20 protein-coding genes are annotated in these 21,294 nt (G+C 69.3%); 4 read left to right on the forward strand and 16 right to left on the reverse strand.

The genetic code is table 11. The annotated features are described in order from the left end of the window. Positions 1-16: 16 nt before the first annotated feature. Genes OG257_RS05150 through OG257_RS05160 form a run of 3 tightly spaced genes read left to right on the forward strand, consistent with a single transcriptional unit; the run spans position 17 to position 2,379 of the window. A complete protein-coding gene (locus OG257_RS05150; protein WP_329205122.1) occupies positions 17-1,405 on the forward strand; it encodes a diaminopimelate decarboxylase in 1,389 nt (462 codons plus the stop codon). Positions 1,406-1,438: 33 nt separating this feature from the next. Then, the gene (locus tag OG257_RS05155; RefSeq protein WP_443054290.1) at positions 1,439-1,948 is read left to right on the forward strand and encodes a MarR family winged helix-turn-helix transcriptional regulator; all 510 of its coding nucleotides are present in this window, start codon (positions 1,439-1,441) and stop codon (positions 1,946-1,948) included. Continuing rightward, positions 1,945-2,379 carry a MarR family winged helix-turn-helix transcriptional regulator gene (locus OG257_RS05160; RefSeq protein WP_329205124.1) on the forward strand — a complete coding sequence of 145 codons (435 nt, stop codon included), beginning with the start codon at positions 1,945-1,947 and terminating at the stop codon, positions 2,377-2,379. Before OG257_RS05155 ends, OG257_RS05160 begins: the two co-directional genes overlap by 4 nt. 332 nt (positions 2,380-2,711) lie before the next feature. On the opposite strand, the gene OG257_RS05165 is transcribed toward OG257_RS05160, so the two are convergent. The 14 genes from OG257_RS05165 to OG257_RS05230 form a co-directional block, all read right to left on the reverse strand. Further along, a complete protein-coding gene (locus tag OG257_RS05165; protein WP_329205125.1) occupies positions 2,712-3,068 on the reverse strand; it encodes a GNAT family N-acetyltransferase in 357 nt (118 codons plus the stop codon). Positions 3,069-3,115: 47 nt separating this feature from the next. Then, positions 3,116-3,541, reverse strand: coding sequence for an aspartate 1-decarboxylase (gene panD, locus OG257_RS05170; protein ID WP_329205127.1), 426 nt, complete (start codon positions 3,539-3,541; stop codon positions 3,116-3,118). 170 nt (positions 3,542-3,711) lie between these two features. Then, positions 3,712-4,695, reverse strand: a complete 984-nt coding sequence (locus tag OG257_RS05175; RefSeq protein WP_329205129.1) for a terpene synthase family protein — start codon at positions 4,693-4,695, stop codon at positions 3,712-3,714. 99 nt (positions 4,696-4,794) lie between these two features. Next, positions 4,795-6,357, reverse strand: coding sequence for a prenyltransferase/squalene oxidase repeat-containing protein (locus tag OG257_RS05180; protein ID WP_329205131.1), 1,563 nt, complete (start codon positions 6,355-6,357; stop codon positions 4,795-4,797). 53 nt (positions 6,358-6,410) lie between these two features. Continuing rightward, positions 6,411-7,487, reverse strand: coding sequence for a polyprenyl synthetase family protein (locus OG257_RS05185; protein WP_329205133.1), 1,077 nt, complete (start codon positions 7,485-7,487; stop codon positions 6,411-6,413). A 142-nt stretch (positions 7,488-7,629) separates the two neighbouring features. After that, entirely contained in the window at positions 7,630-8,940 is a 1,311-nt protein-coding gene (locus OG257_RS05190) for a cytochrome P450 (protein WP_329205135.1), read from the reverse strand. After that, entirely contained in the window at positions 8,937-9,494 is a 558-nt protein-coding gene (locus tag OG257_RS05195) for a GTP-binding protein (RefSeq protein ID WP_329214907.1), read from the reverse strand. Before OG257_RS05195 ends, OG257_RS05190 begins: the two co-directional genes overlap by 4 nt. A 40-nt stretch (positions 9,495-9,534) precedes the next feature. Beyond that, positions 9,535-9,906 carry a DUF742 domain-containing protein gene (locus tag OG257_RS05200; RefSeq protein WP_329205137.1) on the reverse strand — a complete coding sequence of 124 codons (372 nt, stop codon included), beginning with the start codon at positions 9,904-9,906 and terminating at the stop codon, positions 9,535-9,537. Continuing rightward, positions 9,903-10,331: a roadblock/LC7 domain-containing protein gene (locus tag OG257_RS05205; RefSeq protein ID WP_329205139.1), complete on the reverse strand. Its 429-nt coding sequence runs from the start codon at positions 10,329-10,331 to the stop codon at positions 9,903-9,905. The genes OG257_RS05200 and OG257_RS05205 overlap by 4 nt, the downstream gene beginning before the upstream one ends. Continuing rightward, complete coding sequence (locus tag OG257_RS05210; RefSeq protein ID WP_329205141.1) at positions 10,328-11,599, reverse strand: ATP-binding protein; 1,272 nt, start codon at positions 11,597-11,599, stop codon at positions 10,328-10,330. The genes OG257_RS05205 and OG257_RS05210 overlap by 4 nt, the downstream gene beginning before the upstream one ends. A gap of 1,123 nt (positions 11,600-12,722) precedes the next feature. Continuing rightward, positions 12,723-13,403: a DUF998 domain-containing protein gene (locus OG257_RS05215; protein WP_329205143.1), complete on the reverse strand. Its 681-nt coding sequence runs from the start codon at positions 13,401-13,403 to the stop codon at positions 12,723-12,725. Between the two features lie 136 nt (positions 13,404-13,539). Then, positions 13,540-14,979 (reverse strand): gamma-aminobutyraldehyde dehydrogenase, encoded by a 1,440-nt coding sequence (locus OG257_RS05220; protein WP_329205144.1) that lies wholly within the window; start codon positions 14,977-14,979, stop codon positions 13,540-13,542. A 17-nt stretch (positions 14,980-14,996) separates the two neighbouring features. Then, positions 14,997-15,398 (reverse strand): nuclear transport factor 2 family protein, encoded by a 402-nt coding sequence (locus OG257_RS05225; protein WP_329205146.1) that lies wholly within the window; start codon positions 15,396-15,398, stop codon positions 14,997-14,999. Positions 15,399-15,475: 77 nt separating this feature from the next. Next, positions 15,476-17,011 carry a purine-cytosine permease family protein gene (locus OG257_RS05230; RefSeq protein WP_329205148.1) on the reverse strand — a complete coding sequence of 512 codons (1,536 nt, stop codon included), beginning with the start codon at positions 17,009-17,011 and terminating at the stop codon, positions 15,476-15,478. A 104-nt stretch (positions 17,012-17,115) separates the two neighbouring features. Here OG257_RS05230 and OG257_RS05235 point away from each other — a divergent pair, with 104 nt between their 5' ends. After that, positions 17,116-18,567, forward strand: coding sequence for a PucR family transcriptional regulator (locus OG257_RS05235; protein ID WP_329205149.1), 1,452 nt, complete (start codon positions 17,116-17,118; stop codon positions 18,565-18,567). 54 nt (positions 18,568-18,621) lie between these two features. On the opposite strand, the gene OG257_RS05240 is transcribed toward OG257_RS05235, so the two are convergent. Then, complete coding sequence (locus tag OG257_RS05240) at positions 18,622-19,536, reverse strand: adenosine kinase (RefSeq protein ID WP_329205151.1); 915 nt, start codon at positions 19,534-19,536, stop codon at positions 18,622-18,624. A 170-nt stretch (positions 19,537-19,706) separates the two neighbouring features. After that, on the reverse strand, positions 19,707-21,278 hold the full coding sequence (locus OG257_RS05245) for a GMC family oxidoreductase (RefSeq protein WP_329205153.1): 1,572 nt from the start codon (positions 21,276-21,278) through the stop codon (positions 19,707-19,709). Between the last annotated feature and the right edge of the window lie 16 nt (positions 21,279-21,294).

The following is a 21,294-nucleotide window of genomic DNA, read 5'->3' on the forward strand; positions in this document are numbered from 1 at the left end:
GACCGACACTGGCCGTATGACGCCGACAACTCCCGTGAGCGAAACGGATTCCGTGCGCACCCCGTCCTCCACCAGGTTCACCGAGACGATCCGCCGGGCGGTCGCGGACGGCCTGCTGAGCGAGGAACAGCCCGTCGCGGGCTTCCTCGACGCGGACGGCGTACGCGACTCCGTCGCCGCGCTGCACGACGCGTTCGCGGCCGTCCCCGGGGTGCGGGTGCTGCACACCTTCGCGGCCAAGGCCGCGTCCCTGGTCCCCGTACTACGGTTGCTCGCCGACTGCGGCATGGGGTGCGAGGTGGCGAGCCCCGGCGAGCTGAGGCTCGCCGTCGAGGCGGGATTCGCCCCGGCGAAGATCGTCCTCGACTCGCCCGCCAAGACCCGCGACGAGCTCCGACTGGCCCTGTACCTCGGCGTCGCCGTGAACGCCGACAGCTTCTCCGAGCTCCGCCGCATCGGGGAACTGCGTTCGACCGGATCGGCGTCCGTGATCGGGTTGCGGATCAATCCGCAGGTGGGAGGCGGTTCCATCGGGGCGATGAGCACAGCCACCGCCACATCGAAGTTCGGTGTAGCCCTGGGTGATCCGGGCGTCCGCGAGCAGGTGGTCCAGGCGTTCGCCGAGCGCCCCTGGCTGACCCGGCTGCATGCACACGTCGGCTCGCAGGGCTGCCCGCTCGAACTGATCGCGGAGGGGATCGCCGAGACCTACCGGCTGGCCGAGGAGATCAACGAGTCGGTGGGCACCCAGCAGATCACCGGCATCGACATCGGCGGCGGGCTGCCCGTCAACTTCGACGACGACACGGTGAGCCCGTCCTTCGCCGACTACGTCGCGGCGCTCCGCGCGCAGGTCCCCGGCCTGTTCGACGGCCGGTACGGCCTGGTCACGGAGTTCGGCCGGTCCCTGCTCGCCAAGAACGGCTTCATCGGGGCGCGCGTCGAGTACACGAAGGACGCGGGCGGACGCCGTATCGCGCTCACCCACGCGGGGGCGCAGATCGCCACCCGTACGGTCTTCATGCCCGAGGCCTGGCCGCTGCGCGTCGGCGCCTTCGACGCCGAGGGCCGCCCCCGGACCGGGCCCCCGCTGGTCCAGGACGTGGCGGGCCCCTGCTGCTTCGCCGGAGACGTCGTGGCCCACGCCCGGGAACTGCCCGAACTGCGGGAGGGCGACTTCGTGGTCCTGTACGACACCGGGGCGTACTACTTCTCGACGCACTGGGCCTACAACAGCCTGCCCCGTCCGGCCGTGTACGGCTTCGTCGACGACCCGGGCGGAGGCGGTGTGCGCTTCGCTCCGGTCCGGGACGCGCAGTCGCTGGACTCGGTGGCGGCGGAGAGCGGGCTGGGCCACGCCGCCGCGCTGGTGGGCCTGAGTACGGGGGCCCGTGAAAAACAGTAGCCATGTACATAATATCTATGTACTGTATTTTTCATGAGCAGCACTCCCCCGAGCAGCACACCCTCCAGCCCGCCCTCCAGCAGTGCTCCCGAAGCGCCGACACCTGGGTTTCTCGTCTGGCGCCTCTCCATGAAGTGGCGCGTAGCCGTGGACAGGGCGCTGGCTCCGCTGGGCCTCACACACGCGCAGTACTCGCTGGTGGGATCGCTCCACGGTATGCAGCGGTCAGGCGTACGCCCCAGCCAGCGCCGCCTCGCGGACCACACAGGCCTCGAACCCCTGTACGTCTCCAAGCTGGCCCGCTCCCTGGAAACGGCCGGCCTGGTGGAGCGCACGCCCGACCCGGCCGACACCCGGGCGGTCCAGCTCGCTCTCACGGAAGAGGGCAGCGCGGTCGCACTGCGAGCGGTCGAGGTCGTCCAGGAGCTCATGGACCGGCTGCTGGCACCGCTGGGCGGCCTGGGCGGATCGGGGGCCGAGGCGTTCACCCGGACGCTGACGGCGCTGCTGGACGAGCCGACCACTTCCAAGGAGCAGCCATGACCAGCACCACCACCGTCAACGGCCAGATCATCGGCCAGGCCCACTACGCCACGCGAGCCGTGCTCGAGAGCGTGCTGGCCCGGTCCGGAATCACCTTCCACCAGGCGGTGGCGCTCAACGCGACCGCCGACGACGGCGGCGCGACGGAGCGGGACCGCCTCACCGACCGTATGACCGGCACCCTCAAGGTCGACGCGGACACGGCCACGACTGCGATCGACACGCTCATCGCGTCCGGACTCCTCACAGACACCGGCTCCCGCCTGGCGCTCACGACGAGCGGCAGCGCCCTCCAGCACGACATCCGGACCGGGACAGCCGAGATCACCGCCGGTCTCTACGCGGACCTGCCCGCCGAGGACCTGGCCACGGCCGGGCGCGTCCTTGCCACGGTCACGGAGCGGGCCAACGCGGTGCTGGCCGCCAAGTGACGCGCGGCCCGCGGCTCATCCCGCGGGCTGCGGCGAGGGCTCCGGCTCGGGCACGGGCTCCGGATTCGGGCTCGGCGGCGTCGGAATCGGATCCGGGGCAGGACCGGGCGGCACGGGACCCGGCGGCACGGGCGGCGGCGAAGGCACCGGCGTCGGCGGCCCCGGCATGGGCGTCGGCGCGGGCGGTACGGGGTCGGGATACGGGTGGGTCATCTCGGGCCTCCAGACTGCGGCGAAAGGCGGAGTGGATCTCATCTCCACCGTCTCCCCGTGCGGCTGCCCGCGCCTGCCGAGTCCATACGTACGGACCGTGCGACCGGAGGTCACAGAGGTCAGAGCAGCTCGGGATGCGACTCGAGCTGCTTCCTCGCCCCCTGCACCAGCTCTTCGGGAGCCTCGGGCGCCTGCTCGGGATGGCGCTGGGCCCACTTGGCGACGTACGGACAGAGCGGGACGACGGGAACACCCTGGCGCGCGGCCATGACGTAGAACTCGGCGGCCAGGGCGCCCGCGATGCCCTTGCCCGCGTGCTCCGGCTCCACGACCGTGTGCACGGCGACGAGGGCACCGGGCTCGGGATACATCACGAAGTACGCGATGACCCCTACGGCCTTTCCGTCCTCGTACGCCTCCAGTCTGCCGCGTTCCCGGTCGTCCCGGATCTCGACTGCGGTGTCTCCTGCTGCCATGACGGCTACTCCCTCGAACCGGTACGACGCGGGCGGGGCGGGCGGTGTCAGCCGCGCGCGGGAACGGCGTGCGGGCTGCGCTCGGTGCGGGTGCCCGGCACCGGTGCCGAGGCATCCGTGCCCAGAGCGACCACGCGGTTGTCGGCGTCGACGTGCACGATGCTCGGCGTGAGCGCACGGGCCTCGGCGTCGTCGACCTGGGCGTAGCTGATGAGAATGACCAGATCGCCGGGGTGCACGAGGTGGGCGGCCGCGCCGTTGATCCCGATGACACCGGAACCGCGTTCGCCCTCGATGACGTACGTCTCGAGCCTGGCACCGTTGTCGATATCCACAATATGGACAAGTTCGCCGGGAAGCAGATCGGCGGCGTCCATCAGGTCGGCATCAACCGTCACAGATCCGACGTAGTGCAGGTCGGCCTGGGTCACCGTGGCCCTGTGGATCTTCGACTTGAACATGGTACGCATCATCGAGGCACTCCATAATCTAGGCTCCCTGCCTGCGTATATGCAGGTCAAGTGCGGTGCCCTTACCTTACAACGAGACGCTAGTCCGGTCAGCTCCCCCGGACTCTTCGGAACTCGTCCTGACCACGTGTCACCGGACCACGTCCCCACACCGCCCGTGCCCGAGCGGATCGTCAGGGCGCGTAGCGCGAATGTTCGATGTGCCAGACGTAGGAGGCGGCGATGGCCTCCAGAGCTCGAGCGTGATCCGCAAGTCCTCCCACGGAACCGGTGGTGAGATCCGTGATGCGGCTGCGCACGATGACGGCCTCGTCTTCACACATCCGGGCAGCTCGTCGGAAAGCCGTCTCGATGTCGCAGTCGTACTCACGCATCAGCAGCGTGGGCAGGCTCAGCGGGCTCGGCCCCTCGTGGGCTGCTTCCTTGGCATAGGAAGCGACATCGTTGATCCATCCGGCGAGGTCGGCCACCGCCGATTCCAGCTCCCGGACCGCCGTCGAGGAACGCTGCTGCCGGGTGAGTTCGTATCCGAGGGCCACCTCCACGGCTGCCATGACGGTGCGTACGAAAACCGTGTGGGGGCGCATGGCCCGGTAGTCGCGGAACGTGATGTGGCCGGGGGTGTGGAGGTGGTGCGCCTCCCAGAGGATTCCGAAGAGGTTGTCGCGCAGGTGGGCGGTGATCCTCAGATACTGCGTGGGCGTGGCCCTCTCCTCGAAGCGGACCAGGAGGTCCCGCAGGGCGGCGCCGAAGACGCTCGGCTCGGCGGCGGACCGTTCGTCGTCGTGGCCGGAGAGCAGCTCGATGAATTCGGCGCTCCTGCGGACCAGTCCGGCGAGGTCGTCGGCTCCCGCGGTCTCGCCGCAGGTGTCGTCGAACGCTGTCAGCCACAGGAAGAGGTCGGCGCAGAGAAAGAGGCTGTCGATGTCGGCCGTCGGGAGGGTGCGGGCGATGCCCCGGCTCGTGATGTTGCACAGGGCCCTTCGCGCGCCCGCCGAGCCGATCAGCGGATAGGTGTCGAGCCAGTCGTTGGTGTGCCGTTCGATGGCGTCCACGTGAGGGCTGATGGGGAAGGGGCCGGGGAAGGAGTCACGGAGGTCCGGCATCGGCAGTGCGGCGGGGAGCGCAGGGGGCACTTCCGGAAGGGAGTCACTCATGCCGCAGCCTCCACGGCCGCACGCTTCCTGACCTCGATGATCATGCCTGTCCTCATCGTCCTGGAGATTCACGGGTGTCTGTCCTGATGGTCGAGCGGTTCAGAGGTGACGGATCCGCAGCATCTCCCGCGCTGCGAGGATCTCGGCTTCGATCATCGCAGCGGGCGCATAAAGGGTTTTGTCGTGCCACAGGGCAGGGTGCCGGGTGCCGGCGTCCCGTACGGCGTCCAGGTACGCCTCCGCCCGATCGAGGGCGCGGACCTGGCGTCGTCCGGGTGTGGGAGGGGCCGCGGAGAGCAGGATCTTGACGGCGTACGCGGTCTCCTCGGCGGTGCCGCCCCAGACGCCCCATGATCCGTCGTCCCGCTGAGTGTCCGCTGTCCAGACGACGGCTTTCGCGACCGCGGCGGAGGCATGAGGTCCGCCGTGCTGTGCCAGCGCGCTCACGCACCGCTCGGTGGAGTAGTACGGAGAGGCGTGCCACTTGTCGGGCCAGTGCCCTTCGGTCCCCTGCTGGCCGATCAGCCAGTCGCACAGCTTGTCCGCACGGGGATCGTCGATGCCGTCCTCCGGGGGGAGGCGCCGCGAACAGCCGCCCAGTGCCTGGAGTGCGTGGGCGTTCGCCGTGACCGACCCGGTGTCCTCCCCGATGTAGCAGTCGAAGTGGCTGCCGTTGTGGAACGGTTCGAGCGGGCCGGGGCCGTACGGTCGGCCGACCAGCGACGCCACCAGCACGGCCATGGCGGTGTCGTCGGCGTCCTTCATGAGGCCGGGTGCGCCGCGTACGCCTTCGGGATCGTAGATTTCGTCGACCCACCTGCGAATGGTGGGCAAGGTGGCGGTCGGCAGTCCTGCCCGGGCAAGCGCGGCGGCAACCCAGAGCCGTTCGAAGACACGGATCGGGGCTGCTTCGGGGAAGAGGCCGTCGTATCGGTGTGCGACGGGTTCCAGGTGGGCGATCGCTTGCTGCACGGCGGCAGGTGTATGTGATGCGGCCCAGGCGGCGGTGGCGGCCGGTGAGCTCCCCAGGAGACCGTCGATGTCGGGTGTGAGAGTGCGGGGTATGTGCCCGGCTATGCCTTCGAAGGTGTGGTGGAGCTTCATGGGGAGAGCACCCGCTGCCTCGAACCGTGCGGCGACGTACGCGGGTGCCCCCTCGTGATACCCGCCCGGTATCGCCACGGGGTCCGCCACGGCTCCACCGAGGCCGGGAACCTCTTCGGTGGCGTGGGCCAGGTGTTCGTTGATCTTGGAGACCAGGCCGGGGACGAGGAGCTCGGCTGCGGCGGTGTCGGGCCATGGGCCTGCCGGCGGAAGTGCACGCAGCGCCGTCAGGCCATTCGCCGCTGCGCCGGTGAGCCGGGACCTGACGTCCCCGGAGACGGCGGCCCGCCGGAGGACCGCCAGTGCGGCCTCCACCCCACTGAGTGTCGGGAGCAGGCGGTAGGGCTCCGGGCCTTCACCCCAACTGCCGTCGGCTGCCTGCTCATCGAGCAGATATCCGACCCTCCGCGCCTCACCGGGCAGCCAGGGTGCCGCTGAGATGACACGGGCTGTCTCGTACAGGGAGGGGCGGACACTGCCCCACCTGTCCTGGTCGACCCTGGCCACCAGATCAGCGGCCTGTTCGGGAAAGGTCGTGCCGGCGGGCGCATTGCTCATGGGGGTGATGTCCTCCTGGTGGTCGGGATGCATAGGGATGGGCGGTGCCGCCCTTATGCCTGGCGTGTGGTCGCAGCGTCGGCAAGCCGGCGCAGGGAGGCCGTCGTGACGCCTGGGAAGGGGGCCTCGTCCAGGGCTGCCAGTGCGGTGGTCCGTCGCACGGCGATCATTTCCTCGACGCTCTCCCGGGCGCCTGTGGAATCGAGGACGGTGCGGACCTCGTGGGCCTGGTCCTCGTTCAGGTCGCTCCGGCCGACGAGGCTGCGCAGGGTGCTCAACTCCGCGGGAGATGCTCGTTGGACCGCGAGCGCCATCAGTACGGTGCCTTTGCCCGCGCGCAGATCGTCGAGTACCGACTTGCCCGTGTCGACGGAATCACCGAAGACACCGAGGAGGTCGTCGCGCAGCTGAAACGCTTCTCCCAAAGGAATTCCGAAGGCGGTGCAGGCTTCCAGTACCGGTGCGGTGGCGCCGGCCAGGGCCGCCCCGATGTGCAGGGGGCGCTCTATCGTGTACTTCGCCGTCTTGTACCGGATGATGTGCAACGCCGTCTCGACATCGTCGGACAGGCGGCCGGTGGTCTGAAGGTCCAGGAGCTGGCCGTACATGACCTCACTCCGCATTTTCGCCAGGAGCGGCCGCACCTGGGCAAGCCGGCGAGGGGCGGCCCCCGCTGTCTCCAGCAGTTCGTCGGACCACACGAGCGCCAGATCTCCGAGGAGTACGGCGGCGCCGAGGCCGTGGGCCTCGGCCCTGTCGCGGCGCCCGCCGCTGTCGGTGTAGGCCATGGCCAGCGCGCGGTGCGCGGACGGCTGCCCGCGACGGATGTCGCTGTCGTCCATCACGTCGTCGTGTATCAGGGCGAACATCTGAAAGAGTTCGAGGCTGGCGGCCGCGCGTACAGCGGCAGCGGGGTCTCCTGTCGCCCCTGCCGCCTGCCATCCGTAGAGGCACAGCCGGGAACGCAGGCGTTTGCCGCCGGCCAGGAGCCTGCGGAGGGTGGACGTCAGGTGCAACAGCTCGGTACCCGGTGCCGTTCGGTCCTTGGAGTCCAGGAAGCCCGTCAGGGCGGAGCCCACCTCGTGGTGCAGAGGAGAGAGGTCAGGGAGAGCAGGAAGTATTTCCGTCATCGGTCGATCCCTTAATCGAGAACCGTCGTGGTGTTTTTCGTGCGCACAGGGGACGGGCCCGGGACAAGGACTCTCCTGGATGACGCGGTGGTGCCGACCACTTCTACGGACGGCACCACCGCGTCACAACGGCCGTGTGAGGCTAGGCCGATGGCCTCGACGCTGCGCTGAAGGCCGCATCCGCGGAGGCCGACCCGTCCTTGTTCCTGGGATCGACGGGACTCCGGGACCAAGGCGTTGCCCCCTTGGCGTCGGGGGTCAGCGGGGTGAACCGTGCGGGCAGCGCGGTGAGCGTCCGGTGAACGGCGCCTGCCCGGTAGGCGAGTTGGTCCTTGGGGACAGCCATCTCGATGTCCGGCAGATAGCTGACGAGCCGTTCGATCGCCGTCGTGGCGATGAGCAGTGCCACGTCACTGGCGGGACAGGCATGAGGACCGGCTGCGAAGGCCAGGTGCGCCTTGGTACCCGAGCGGTAGCCGTCCGACGGGGTGCCCGAGTGGGGGCAGGTGTTCGCGGCGGCGTACGAGACCATGACGGGCGAGCCCGCGGCTATGGCGGTCCCGTGGAAGTTGATGTCCTCCTTGGGCACGTGGAAGCTGTAGTTGGCCAAGGGCGACTCGTTCCACAGCGCGTCGTTGATCGCATGCTGGATGGGCAGACTGCCCGTGGTCAGCGTGCCGAAGTAGCGCTCGTCACTCAACATACGGACGAGTGTGTTCGCGATGAGGTTGACCAGCGGCTCGTTGCCCGCGCCGAGCGTGATCAGAATCTGGTTGGTGGCCTCTTCCTGGTTCAGGCCGTTGGGGTGGTCGATGAACCACGAGGTCAGATCCTGGCCGCGCTGGACGGACTTGGTGGCGTAGAGCGTCTGGAGGTAGGCGCCGAACGTCTGCCCCCCGGCTGCCTGCTTCTCCGGATCGCTGTCCATCATCGCCGCGAGAGCCCACACAAGCTGTGGGCCGTGTTCGTCCGGCATGCCGAACAGGGCGTTGAAGATCATCAGGGGCAGCTGCTGCGCGTACTGCCGGACGAGGTCGACGTTCCCGGTATCGGCGAAATCCTGGAGCAGTGTGTCCGCGTAGCGGCACGTCAGGGCGCGTACCTCGTGGGGGTCCAGGAGGCCGAAGCTGTCGGTGATCACACGCCGTAGGTGCGCGTGCTGCTCGCCGTCGGCGAAGAAGAGGCTCGGCCGCCACTCCACGAGGGGCCTGATCGGGCTGTCCTGCGGCACCTGGTGAAGCCAACTACGGGTGTCCTTGGACCATGTGTCCGTGTCCCGCAGGAGTTCGACTGCGGCCTGGTAGTCGGTGACCAGATGGACAACGACACCGGGGGCGACCTCGGCGACGCCAACGGGTCCCTGCCGGCGCAGCAGTTCATAGCTGCGCTGGGGGTTGGCAGCGTGCTCGGCCCCGTGCAGGGACACGGGCGCATCGGTCGGGGTGATGGTCACGAGGTTTCGGCTCCGGCTACGGCAGAGGAAATGGAATGGGCGGTAAGGGCGATGAGAGCTTCCAGGCTGCTCTTCATGTCACGGGCGTCGCAGGTGACCAGTGGGGTGGCCGCGTCGAGGTCGAGCTTCGAACGGAGCAGCTCTATCGGGTAGTCGGGTGAGTCAGGGAAGGTATTGACTGCGACTGCGTACGGCAAACCGCGCTCCTCGATGAGATCCATCACCTCGAAGGATTCGTCCAGGCGCCTGGTGTCGGCCAGGACGAGGGCTCCGAGAGCTCCGAAGGCGATGCCCTCCCACAGGGGAAGGAAGCGGCGCTGCCCCGGCGTTCCGTACAGATACAGAACGATCTTGTTGCCCGGCAGGGTCCGGCGGCCGAAGTCGATGGCCACCGTGGTCGTGGTCTTGTTGCGCAGACCGACGAGGCTGAGGTCGTCGGTGGTGGCCGCCGCGTCGGTCATGACCTCGTCGGTGTGCAGCGTCGGTATCTCTGACAGCGTTTGTATCGACGTCGTCTTGCCTACACCGATGGGGCCGGCCACAAGAATCTTGATGCGCTTGTGCGTCCCCTCCGGCAGGTAGACCGGGCGCGGGCTAGGCGACGAGGAGTTGGCGGAGTCCACTCAGAACCTCTTCCATGACTGCTTTCGACGGACGGTCTGCGCGCAACGCGGAGAGAGCGTCCGGGACCGGGTCGCTCGCCTCTAAATGCCCCTCGCTGACGAGCTGCCCCGCGATCATGAGGCTCGCTCCGACCGGGAGCTTGAGGTAGCCGGCGACCTCGATGACGCTGAGGGAGCCGTCCAGGACAAGTTCGACCATGCGCAGTTGTATCGGCGTGTGATAAGAGGGGAGAGGAAGGCCGGTGGCACGGAGGGCTGTCAGCCTGTCGAGGCTGCCGGCCGTAGGGGCCTCGGAGCCACCCGTTCCCAGATAGGGCGGAAGCAGCCTCCGCTCCCGGCTCATGACAGGCCGTCCTGGGCGCGGGCCGGAACGGACATACTCTGCTGGCCGAGCTTCATGGCCTGGCGGGCCATGGCGCCCGCAACCACACCCATGGGCATGTCGTCAGTGCCCGCAGCCGCGATCAGAGTGTTGTCCCCGGCCGGCATGACCATATAGATGCCGTGCTCGTTCTGCGTGGTCGCGGTGACGAGCGGTGTGTTCTCCGGCTGGCCCAGGGCCGTATTGGTGGCAGCCCGGGCCGCAGCGTAGAAAGCGGACGTCATCGCGCCTATGCCTTCCGCGTCGTCCCGCCCCAGATTCTCCGAGGTGGCCTGGACCATGCCGTCGCGGGTCATCGTCAGGGCATGCAGAACGCCCTTGATCTCGGTGATGGGTTTCAGGTACCAGGCGGCCTGATCGGGCTGGCTGTAGTTGTTGAGCGTCACGGTGTTTCCTCCGAATCGGTGGTTGCTCGGCCGCTGGCCAGCCCCTCCTGGAAGTCGTTCCAGGTGTCCTGGGCACGGCGAGGATCCTGGGGCCGGTACCGGGGAGCGACATCCTCGGTGGCTGATACCGCAGCGGTGCGCCTGTTGCGCTGAGGCAGTTCTGGCGCGGCGTCAGCAGCAGCGGCCGGGCTGCGGCTCGGCTCGGAGGATGCGGGCTGGGCAGGGACGGAGCGCTTGCGGACCTGGGGTGCCGAGGCGGGCAACGGAGCCATCGCGGAAGGGGGCTTCGCCTCCTCGTTCATCGAGGTGAGCAGGTTCGGCGGAATCGACAGCACGGCACGCACCCCTCCGTAGGCGGATTGGTGATTGATGGAGACGGCGAAGCCGTAGTCGGCCACCAGCCGGCCGACCGCGGCAAAGCCCTGCGACGGTGGGTCACCGAGCTCGGTGAGCATCACTTCCTGCTGGTCTCCCGACAGCAGGCGCGTCCCGCGGATGGTCGCCTCCGCGGTCATACCGGTGCCCGAGTCGTCGAACGTGATGCACACGTTGCCGTTCCCGGTCTGGATCACGCTGACCTCCACCATCAGGTCGTCGCGTGAATGCTCCAGCGCATTGGCCATCAGCTCCGCGCAGGCCATCGCGATGGGCTCGGCGGCACGTCCGACGACGCCGATGTCGGAGGACCGGAGCCGGGAGATGATCTGGATGCGTTCGAAGCCGCGCAGTCGCGAGGAAGCACCACCGATGATCTCGGTCACGTACGTGTCCTTGCGGACGTGCCCCGGCCAGGCCCCGTACGCCACGGCGGATTTCTGCAGGAGCCGCAGAAGCTGCTCGTTGAGGTGGTCCGCCTGGAGCAGCCTGCTGGTCAGGCTCTGCGGAGCGCTGAACTCGTGCTGCAGCTCGTCGATCTCCGTCTGCAGACGGTAGGAGAGCGCCTGCGCGTCCTGGTTCGTACCTCGCAGGGCAGCCCGGGCGGCAGCGTCCACACGGCGTCGTTCCTTGAGCAGACTGACGGATACGTGCTCGAGTACGGAGTCCAGGAGAAGCCCGTCGTCGGAACCGGCGAAGTTCTCGTGCAGCAGGCCAGGAACGGGATGGTGCGAACTGATCAGATTCAGTGCCAGCGCGGGCAGCCGCGCGGAGACGAGGTGACGTACCTCGTCGCGGAAATCGGCCGCATAGGCTTCGACCTCGTCGGCGTGGGTCTCAGCGGATTTCCTTTCCTTCGCTGCCGTCAGCGCACGCCCTTCGGCATCTCGCATACGGGATTCAAAGCCGTCGCGGGCAGATTCATATTCCTTGCCGCGCCGTATGTGTTTCTTGCGCGAGCGTGCCAGCAGCACCACAGCGACGGCCAAAAGGACTGTCACGGCGCCGAGTGCTATGGCGGATTCTGATACCAAGGTCACGGGAGAGGGGTCCTAGGGTCGGGTTCGAGCTTCCGGGAACTTGCCCGGCGGACACGTCGGCCGCAGAAAGGCAGGCTGCCATTTCCGCATACGCCTGGAGGGCCTGTCGGGCCCGTGGTCGAGCGGGGCATCCATGGGGTGTGAATGATCCGTGAAGATTGAGCAAGCGGAGGCGACCCTGCCGATCCTCGGTCGCCGAGGTGGCGCGGAGCGAATGAAGACAGCCGCGGAGGCGGCGCCGCGATGCTCGGCGGGTTCTCCCGGTCGACTATCGAACGCCACGTCACCACCACTGCCACGACAGGCCTTCCGATGGGCCACAGGGCCGTCTCCGGCCGTCGGTAACAGGGCGTCAGAATCCATCAGGGCTCCGTTGAGGACGGGGTCGTCGCAGGCGATATCCGGGCTCTCCGCCATCAAGCGGAGTGGTGCAGCAGCGACCTGGCATGCCAAATCGCCGTCATTGTACGGGGGTTGAAGCGCTTGCGCAGGGTGGGGCGAGTGCGACAACCGGAGCCTATTCAGGGCGAAGTGGATCATCGCTGCAGCGGCCCCTGTCGCGGAAGGGAGCATCCTCCCCGCACGCCCTGGGCAGTTCATCACCGCTCACCGGAGGGCGAGAGCACGGCTGCGCCAACTCGGATATCCATAGGCGGGTTGGTGGTTGTTCCGTGATTACGGTCGGGTGAGGTGCGGCCGATCGCGGACGCGTGGGGAGTTGCTACGAACGGAGCCGGATGAAAAACTCGGGCCCCCGTTCGATAACGATGCTGCTGCTGACCGGAGATGAAACGGCCCAGGCCCGGTAGGGGCAGGAGACAGCCCGTCAGGGGTCTCTGTTCAGCGCTGCACCGGCTTTATGTCACCCGCTCCCCGGTCCGTGAGAACCATGGAATCCCGGACGTGCCTGAATTCATGGACACCTCGGACGACGGGCCAGGGAAGGGAACGGGTCCTGATCCCGCACTCGCATGTGTCAACGGCGGAGCACGCCCGCAGGGCCTCCGCCCTGCTCCTCGTCGCGATCGGTCTGTCGTACGCAGGAGAGGACCACCACGAGCGGCCAGAACGACTGCGCGAAGGTCAGGACGCGCTCGGCGGCTCCAGCCGTGTCGTGGGCGAACAGTGCCATCAAGAACCAGACACCGCCGATCCACATCAGCACGGTCGCCATGAACGAGGGACCTGGGCGCAGACCCCACGGCGCGCTCCGGTCCGGTGGCGTGCCGGTCGGACGCCGCTCGCTCGCACGGCGTTGGCCCGGGGCTCGCCGCACCGCCAGAATCGGCCACACGGCGAGAAGCGAGAAGCCGACCGCCACCACCGCGCCATGGTCCAGCGAGCCCCCGCTGCTCGGCGCCGGAAACAGGACCAGCAACATCGCCGACACTCCGCCGCCGGCCAGCGCCACACGTCCGGGGGATGCTGCGGACCGCAGCCCGCAGGCGGTGATCACGTGGCAGGCGCCCAAGGCCACCAGGGCCGAGGTCATCACCCAGTACCCGTCAGCACCCCTGGCGGCAAGGGTGCTGATCGTTCGCGAGGCGGGATCGTAGTCGCGCCCGTGGAGCACGGCCGAGATCGCCCAGCCGCCGACCAGCAGAATCGGAGCGCACACCGAGGAGAAAAGGGCCCACCAGGGGACAGACCGGCGCATCAGAGCACCGTAGAACATCCCGTCACTCGGTTCTCGGCGCACACGCGGCCCACGGGCCGTTCAGCAAGGTGGCCCCGCACCGCCCGCCCCGCCCCGCCCCGGTGGAGTGCCGGGGCGGGCGACGGATTCCCCGATGTCAGAGCGACGTCATGACGTGCTTGATCCGGGTGTAGTCCTCGAAGCCGTACGCCGAGAGGTCCTTGCCGTAGCCGGACTTCTTGAACCCGCCGTGCGGCATCTCGGCGACGAGCGCCATGTGGGTGTTGATCCACACGCAGCCGAAGTCGAGGTTCTTGGACATCCGCATCGCGCGGGCGTGGTCCTTGGTCCACACCGAGGAGGCCAGCGCGTACTCGACGCCGTTGGCGTACTCGAGCGCCTGGGCCTCGTCCGTGAACGACTGGACGGTCATGACGGGACCGAAGACCTCGTTCTGGATGATCTCGTCGTCCTGCTCGAGGCCGGAGACGACGGTCGGGGCGTAGAAGTAGCCCTTGTCGCCGACCCGGTGGCCGCCCGCCTCCACCTTGGCGTGCTCGGGGAGCCGCTCGATGAACCCGCTGACCTGCGCCAGCTGGCCCGCGTTGTTGAGCGGGCCGAACAGCACGTCCTCGTCGTCCGGCAGGCCGGTCTTCGTGTCGGCGGCCGCCTTGGCGAGCGCGGTGACGAACTCGTCGTGGACGGACTCGTGGACCAGGATGCGGGTCGCGGCCGTGCAGTCCTGGCCGGCGTTGAAGAATCCGCCCACCACCAGGTCCTCGACCGCCTTCGCCAGGTCGGCGTCCTCGAAGATCACCGCCGGGGCCTTGCCGCCGAGCTCCAGGTGGACGCGCTTGACGTCCTTGGCGGCGCTCTGGGCGACCTGGATGCCGGCGCGTACCGAGCCGGTGATCGAGGCCATCGCGGGCGTGGGGTGCTCCACCATCAGGCGGCCGGTCTCGCGGTCGCCGCAGACCACGTTGAAGATTCCGCGGGGCAGGTCCAGCTCGTCGAGGACACCGCCGATGATCTCGGCCATCAGCACCGTGGACGCCGGGGTGGTGTCCGAGGGCTTGAGCACCACCGCGTTGCCGGCCGCGAGCGCGGGGGCGAACTTCCACACCGCCATCAGCAGGGGGTAGTTCCACGGCGCGACCTGGGCGCACACACCGACCGGCTCACGGCGGATGATGGAGGTCAGGCCCTCCATGTACTCGCCGGCCGAGCGGCCCTCCAGCAGCCGCGCCGCGCCCGCGAAGAAACGGACCTGGTCGATGGCGGGGGCGAGTTCCTCGCTGAGGGTGAGGTGGAGCGGCTTGCCGGTGTCCCGGCTCTCGGCGGCGACCAGCTCGTCGGCCCGTGCCTCCATCGCGTCGGCGATCTTCAGCAGTGCGCGCTGTCGCACGGACGGTGTGGTGTCGCGCCAGACGGGGAATGCCGCGGCTGCGGCGGCCATCGCCGCGTCGACGTCTGCCGCCCCCGAGAGCGGTGAGGTCGCGTAGACGTCGCCGGTGGCGGGGTCCACCACATCGAGCGTGCGACCGTCAGAGGCATCGGCGAGCGCACCGTCGATGTAGTTGCGGAACGTGGTGCTCATAGAAGCGTTTCTCCTGCTCAGACGGCGGTACGGGCGGACAGGTGCTCGTGGACGGCGGTCCAGCGGCCTTCGTCGGCGCGGGTGAAGACGATCGTCTCCCGCTCCTGGACCGTCTCCTCGCCGGCCTCGGTGGCGACCCGGGTCTCCACGTCGTGGCTGAAGACGGCCGTGTCGCCGAAGTGCTGGATCAGCTGTGCGGACGAGGTACAGCCGAGGATGCGGAAGCCGTCCTGCTCCACCCACCGCTGCCAGAGCGCGCGGTACTCGGCCGTGGAGCCGAGCCGCTCCGGGGTGGTGTGGAAGACGAAGGTCGCGTCCGGGGCGAAGGCGCCGAAGTAGTCGTCGAGACGGCCCTCGGCGAAGGCCGCGACGAGCGCGTCGGCGGCGGCCCGGATTTCCTGGACGGTGGTGGTGCTCATGCACAGCTCCTGGTCACGGGCGTTCCGGCGGGCGGTGCCGGAACGCCCGGCTTCGGTTACGGGGTGTCGGCGAGGGTTCAGTGGGCCGCTGCGGGCTCCGTGACGGTCTCCTCGTCGCCGCCGGTGATCGGCGGCACGGAGGCGTCCGACGCCCGGACGAAGCGGGGGCCGGCCGGTCCGTAGACGGCGCGCGGCTCGGGGAACGCTGCGAGCAGGGCGAGGTGGAGCACGGTCGCGAGGACGAGGCCGACCGGCAGCGAGATGTCCGTGCCGTTGGCGAGGTTGCCGAGCGGGCCGACGAACTGGCCGGGCAGGTTGGTGAAGAGGAGGGCCACGACGGCGGAGACGAGCCACGTGGCCATCCCGCGCCAGTTCCAGCCGTTCGTGAACCAGTAGCGGCCGCCGCGCTGGCGGCGGTTGAAGACCTGCAGCGCCTCGGCGTCGTACCAGCCGCGCCGGGTGACGTACCCGAGCGCCATGACGATCATCCACGGTGCGGTGCAGGTGATGATCAGCGTGGCGAAGGTGGAGATGGACTGGGCGAGGTTGAGCGCGAAGCGGCCGACGAAGATGAACGCGATGGACAGGGCGCCGATGAAGAAGGTCGCCTGGACGCGGCTGAAGCGCGTGAAGACGCTGGAGAAGTCGAGGCCCGTGCCGTAGAGGGCCGTCGTGCCGGTGGAGAGGCCGCCGATCAGGGCGATCAGGCAGAGCGGCAGGAAGTACCAGCCGGGCGAGATCGCGAGCAGTCCGCCCACGTAGTTGGGGGCGGCCGGGTCGACGTACTTCGCGGCCTTCGACGCGATGATCGACGCGGTGGCCAGGCCGAAGAGGAAGGGCAGCAGGGTGGCGATCTGGGCGAGGAAGGCGGCCCCCATCACCCGGCGGCGCGGGGCCCCGGCCGGGATGTAGCGGGACCAGTCACCGAGGAAGGCGCCGAAGGAGACCGGGTTGGACAGCACGATCAGCGCGGCGCCGATGAACGACGGCCAGAACAGCGGGTCGGCGGTGGAGGCGAAGGCCCCCGCGTACCCGGGGTCGAAGTCGCCCGCGAAGGCGAAGGCACCGAGCACGAAGAGGGCCGACGCCGCGAGCACCGCGATCTTGTTGACCAGCAGCATGAACCGGAAGCCGTAGATGCAGACCACGAGGACGAGCCCGGCGAAGATCGCGTACGCGATGCCGTAGGTGACGTCCGACTCGGGGAGGTCGACGAGCCGGTGCGCGCCGCCGACGAGCGCGTCGCCGGAGGACCACACCGAGATCGAGAAGAAGGCTATGGCGGTGAGCAGGGAGAGGAACGAGCCGACGACCCGGCCGTGCACGCCCAGGTGCGCGGAGGAGGAGACGGCGTTGTTCGTGCCGTTGGCGGGGCCGAACAGTGCCATGGGGGCCAGCAGCAGCGCACCCGCGACGAGGCCGAGGACGGTCGCCGCGAGACCCTGCCAGAAGGAGAGGCCGAAGAGGATCGGGAAGGCGCCCAGCACACAGGTCGCGAAGGTGTTGGCACCGCCGAAGGCGAGCCGGAACAGATCGATCGGGCGGGCCGTGCGGTCCTTGTCCGGGATCCTCTCGACACCATAGGTCTCGATTTCGGTGATCGAGGTCGTCACGGGTGGCTCCATCTTCCGTTCATGCATGGGGACGGTCCCACAGTGTGTGGCCCATGCACGATCTTCGACAACTGTGCAGATCACGGAGCAGTAGGCTCTCTTCTGTGGCCAGCAACAAACTCACCGTCGAGGATCTGCTCTCCTTCCCCGCACTCCAGCTCACCGTGAAGGCCGGCGGCGACGGTCTGGGCCGGTCCGTGTCCTGGGCGCACGCCATCGAGCTCGCCGATCCGACACCCTGGCTCCTGGGCGCCGAGATGATCATGACGACGGGTCTGGCGGTGCCCCGTACCGCGGCCGGGCAGCGCGCCTACCTGGAGCGGCTGGACGATGCCGGGGTGTCCGCACTCGCGCTCTCCGCACAGCTGCACATGCCCCCGCTGCACGACGCGTTCTTCCGCGCGGCCGAGGAGCGGGGCTTCCCGGTCCTCGAAGTGCCGCTCTCCGTGCCGTTCATCGCTGTCGCCCAGGAGGTGGCGGCCTCGGTCCAGGAGGACGCCAGGCACCGGCTGGGCGCACAGCTCCAGGTGTTCGGCTCGCTGCGCTGGCTGGTCGCCGAAGGCCTGGACACTCCGACACTCCTGCGCCGCCTGGAACGCCTGTCGGGTTACGACGTCTACCTGTGCACGCCGCAGGGCCGTCCGCTCCTGCCCGGCGTCCCCACCCCGGATCCCGGAGTCCTGCCCGCCTCCGTCGACGCCCCACCGACGATCCCCGGCGGATTCGTCCTCCCGGTTCCCGCGCCCGGCGGCCCGGCGGGCTTCCTCGTCGCGTACGAGCGTCAGGGCGCCCAGCCCGCGGGCATCGCCGTCGTCCAGCACATCGCCACCGTGGCGGCGCTGCGGCTGGCGATGGTGCGCAACGAGCGCGAGACCCTGCGCCGCGAGGGCGCGGAGACGCTGGCCGAACTGCTGCAGGAGGTGCTCGACCCGGAGGCGGCGCGCCGCCGGCTCGCCCGGCACGCGATCGAGGGCGACACCGTGCTCCTCGTGGTGCGCCACACCACGGACGAGGCGCTGCTGCTCTGCCTGGAGGACCATCCCCATCTGCTGCTCACCTGGGGCGAGGACCGATACGTGCTGGGAGCGCCGGAGCTGGCGGCAGCCGTCGGTGAGCTGCCGGGCGTGGCGGCCGGGATGAGCCGCCCCTTTCTGCCGGGCGCCGCGCTGAAGGTCGCCCAGCGCGAGGCGCTCTGGGCGGTCTCCAAGGCCGCGGAGTCCGGCCGCCCCGTCGTCCGGTACGGCGACGACTCGACCGGCCGGTGGCTGCCCGACGACCCCGCCGTCCTGACCGCACTCGTCGAGCATGTACTCGGCGAGGTCCTGCGCTACGACGAGGCCCACGACTCGCAGTTGCTGGTGTCCGCACGCACCTGGATGGAACGCGACCGCCGCACGGAGACGGCTGCGGCTGCGCTCCACATCCACCCGAACACCCTCGCCTACCGCCTGCGCCGCTTCGGCACACTCGCCCGGCGCGACCTGGCGTCGACGGGCGCCCTGGCCGAGGTCTGGCTGGCGATCCAGGCAGCGGGAGCGCTCGGCCTCACCGACTGACGGGGCGCGGGGCGGGGCAGGATCTGGGCGTACCTGGCGGGGCCGGTGACGGCGTCACGCCGCGGCCTCGTACTCGGCGACCCGGGCGAGGAGTTCGGCCCGGCCGATGGGGTCGGCCCGCGTCGCCGGTACGGTGCACGCGTGGGCTCCGGCGACCGCGCCGTAGAGGCCGCACCGCAGGGGCGGCTCGCCGGTCAGATGGCCGAGGAGATAGCCGGCCGCGAAGGCGTCGCCGGCACCGTTGGAGTCCACCACGGGTCCGGGGGGTGTGACGGCGGGGATGTGGCTCAGCTCCCCGTCGACCAGCAGGTACGCGCCCTCGGCCCCGGCCGTCGCGACGACCGCGCCGGCCCGGCCGCGCTCCGCCGTCCGGCGCATGGTCCCTTCCGTGTCCGTCAGGGCGGTGGTGGACAGGAAGACGATGTCCGCCTCGTGGGCGAAGGCCTCGTGGTAGGGGTTTGCACCGTCCCAGTTGTGCAGGTCGGTCGAGATGCTCACGCCGCCCTCCCGCAGCTCGGGGAGGGCGAAGGCGCACGGGTAGGTGATGGAGACGTGGGCGTGGCGGCTCCTCGCGGCCAGGGCCCGGACCGTCGCCGGCGGCAGCCGGTCCTCCTCCCGCGAGCGGCTGTCGTCGTACAGGGACAGCCGCCGTCCGTCGGGGCCGACGAGATTGACCGCCCGCTTGGTGCCGCCGGGCAGGGGTACTTCGGTCAGTGCGATGCCCCGGTCCCTGTGCAGAGCGCGCACCAGGTCGCCCGCGTGGTCGTCGCCGATCATGTCGAGGTGGTGGGTCCGCAGGCCGAGCGCGCTCACCCCGAGAGCGACGAAGTCCCCGGTCTGCCCCGCCCGCGTCTCGATCCCCGGCCGCACCATGTAGCTGTCGGCGTAGGGCAGAGGCAGCTCGGGGACGTACACGATCGTGTCCACACCCGCGCCTCCGAGGACGAGCACGTCGGTCTCGGTGTTCATGGCGTTCCTCTCGAACCTGACGCGGGGCGAGGGTGAGGCGTCGACGTCCCTCGCGGCCGACCGGGCGCACCGTCAACTGTGGTCGACGACGGGTGAGTCAATCAGGCCGTCACGGTTCGAGCAAGAACTTGCAGAGAATTTCCGCAACTTGTTGCAGGCTGGCTCTCGGATCAGCCCTGGTCCTCCTTGATCATGTCCGCGCACTTCTCCCCGATCATCATCGTCGTGATGCACGGGTTGACCGCGGGCAGGAACGGCATCACGGACGCGTCGGCCACCCGCAGACCCCGCACACCCTTCACACGCAGCCGCGGATCGAGGACGGCCTCGGGGTCGTCGGTGGCACCCATCCGTACCGTGCCCGCCGGGTGGTAGACCGTGTTGTGGGTCCGGCGGATGTAGTCGAGCAGCTCCTCGTCGGTCCGGGCGTCGGCCCCGGGCGCCAGTTCCGTGCCCGCCCAGGAGGCCATCGGCGCCCGGGAGACGATGTCCCGGGCGAGCCGCAGCCCGTGGGTCATCACCCGTACGTCGTGCTCGTCGGTGAAGTAGCGCGGGTCGACCCGTGGCTTGTCCCGGAAGTCACGGGTGCGCAGCCGGACCGTGCCCATCGAACGGGCGCGGGTGACGTTGGGCGTGAGACAGAAGGCGTTCTCGGAGGTCGGGTATCCGCGCCGGTAGGTGTTCATGTCGAAGGGCACGGACCCGTAGTGGAACATCAGGTCCGGGCGGTCGAGGCCGGATTCGGTGTCGGCGAAGATGCCGATCTCCCACCACTGGGTGGACGTGGTGACCATGGGCTGCAGCGCCTCCCACATGATCACCCCCTCGGGGTGGTCCTGGAGGTGGGCGCCGACCGCCGGCGAGTCGACGCGTACCTCCACCCCGGTCTCACGCAGGTGCTCCGCCGGGCCGATCCCGGACAGCATCAGCAGCTTCGGCCCGTCGATGGAGCCGCAGGACACGACGACTTCTCTCCGCGCGCCGACGGTTCGCGTATGGATGAGGTCGGGTGCCAGGTACTCGACGCCGGTGCACCGTTGTTCGGCGTCCAGGATCAGGCGCTTGGCCTGTAGTCCTGTGCGTACTTCCAGGTTGGGACGCCGGCCGAGAATCGGGTGCAGGTAGGAGACGGACGCGGACGAACGCGTCCCGTCGGCGCGGGCGTTGATCTGGAACCAGTGTGCCCCGCGGACGACCGTCGTACCGGTGTTGAACGGCGTGGTGGGGATTCCGGCCGCCGCGCATGCCTCCAACAGGGCTGCTCCGCACGGGTCGTTCGGCGGGATCGTGCGGATGGTCACCGGGCCGTTGCGCCCGTGGTGGTCGCCGGGCGCGTCGTTGGTCTCCAGCCGCCGGTAGAGCGGATAGCAGTCCGCGGCGCTCCAGCCCGTGCACCCGAGGGCGGCCCATTCGTCCAGGTCCTCGGCCGGCGCCCAGAAGGCGATGCAGGAGTTGTGGGACGAGCAGCCGCCGAGGACCTTGGCGCGTGCGTGCCGCATGAAGCTGTTGCCGTTGTCCTGCGGCTCCACCGGGTAGTCCCAGTCGTAGCCGGATTCCAGCAGCCCCATCCACCGGTCGAGCCGCAGGATGTTGTCGTCGCCGACGTCGGAGGGACCGGCCTCCAGTACGCAGACGGTGACGGACGGGTCCTCGGACAGCCGGGCCGCGACGACCGCGCCGGCCGTGCCCCCGCCGACCACCACGTAGTCGAACTCGTCCTGCGCTTGGCTCTCAGCCGGCATCTGTGTCTCCAGAGGT

The organism is Streptomyces sp. NBC_00683, from assembly GCF_036226745.1.
Classification (GTDB): domain Bacteria; phylum Actinomycetota; class Actinomycetes; order Streptomycetales; family Streptomycetaceae; genus Streptomyces.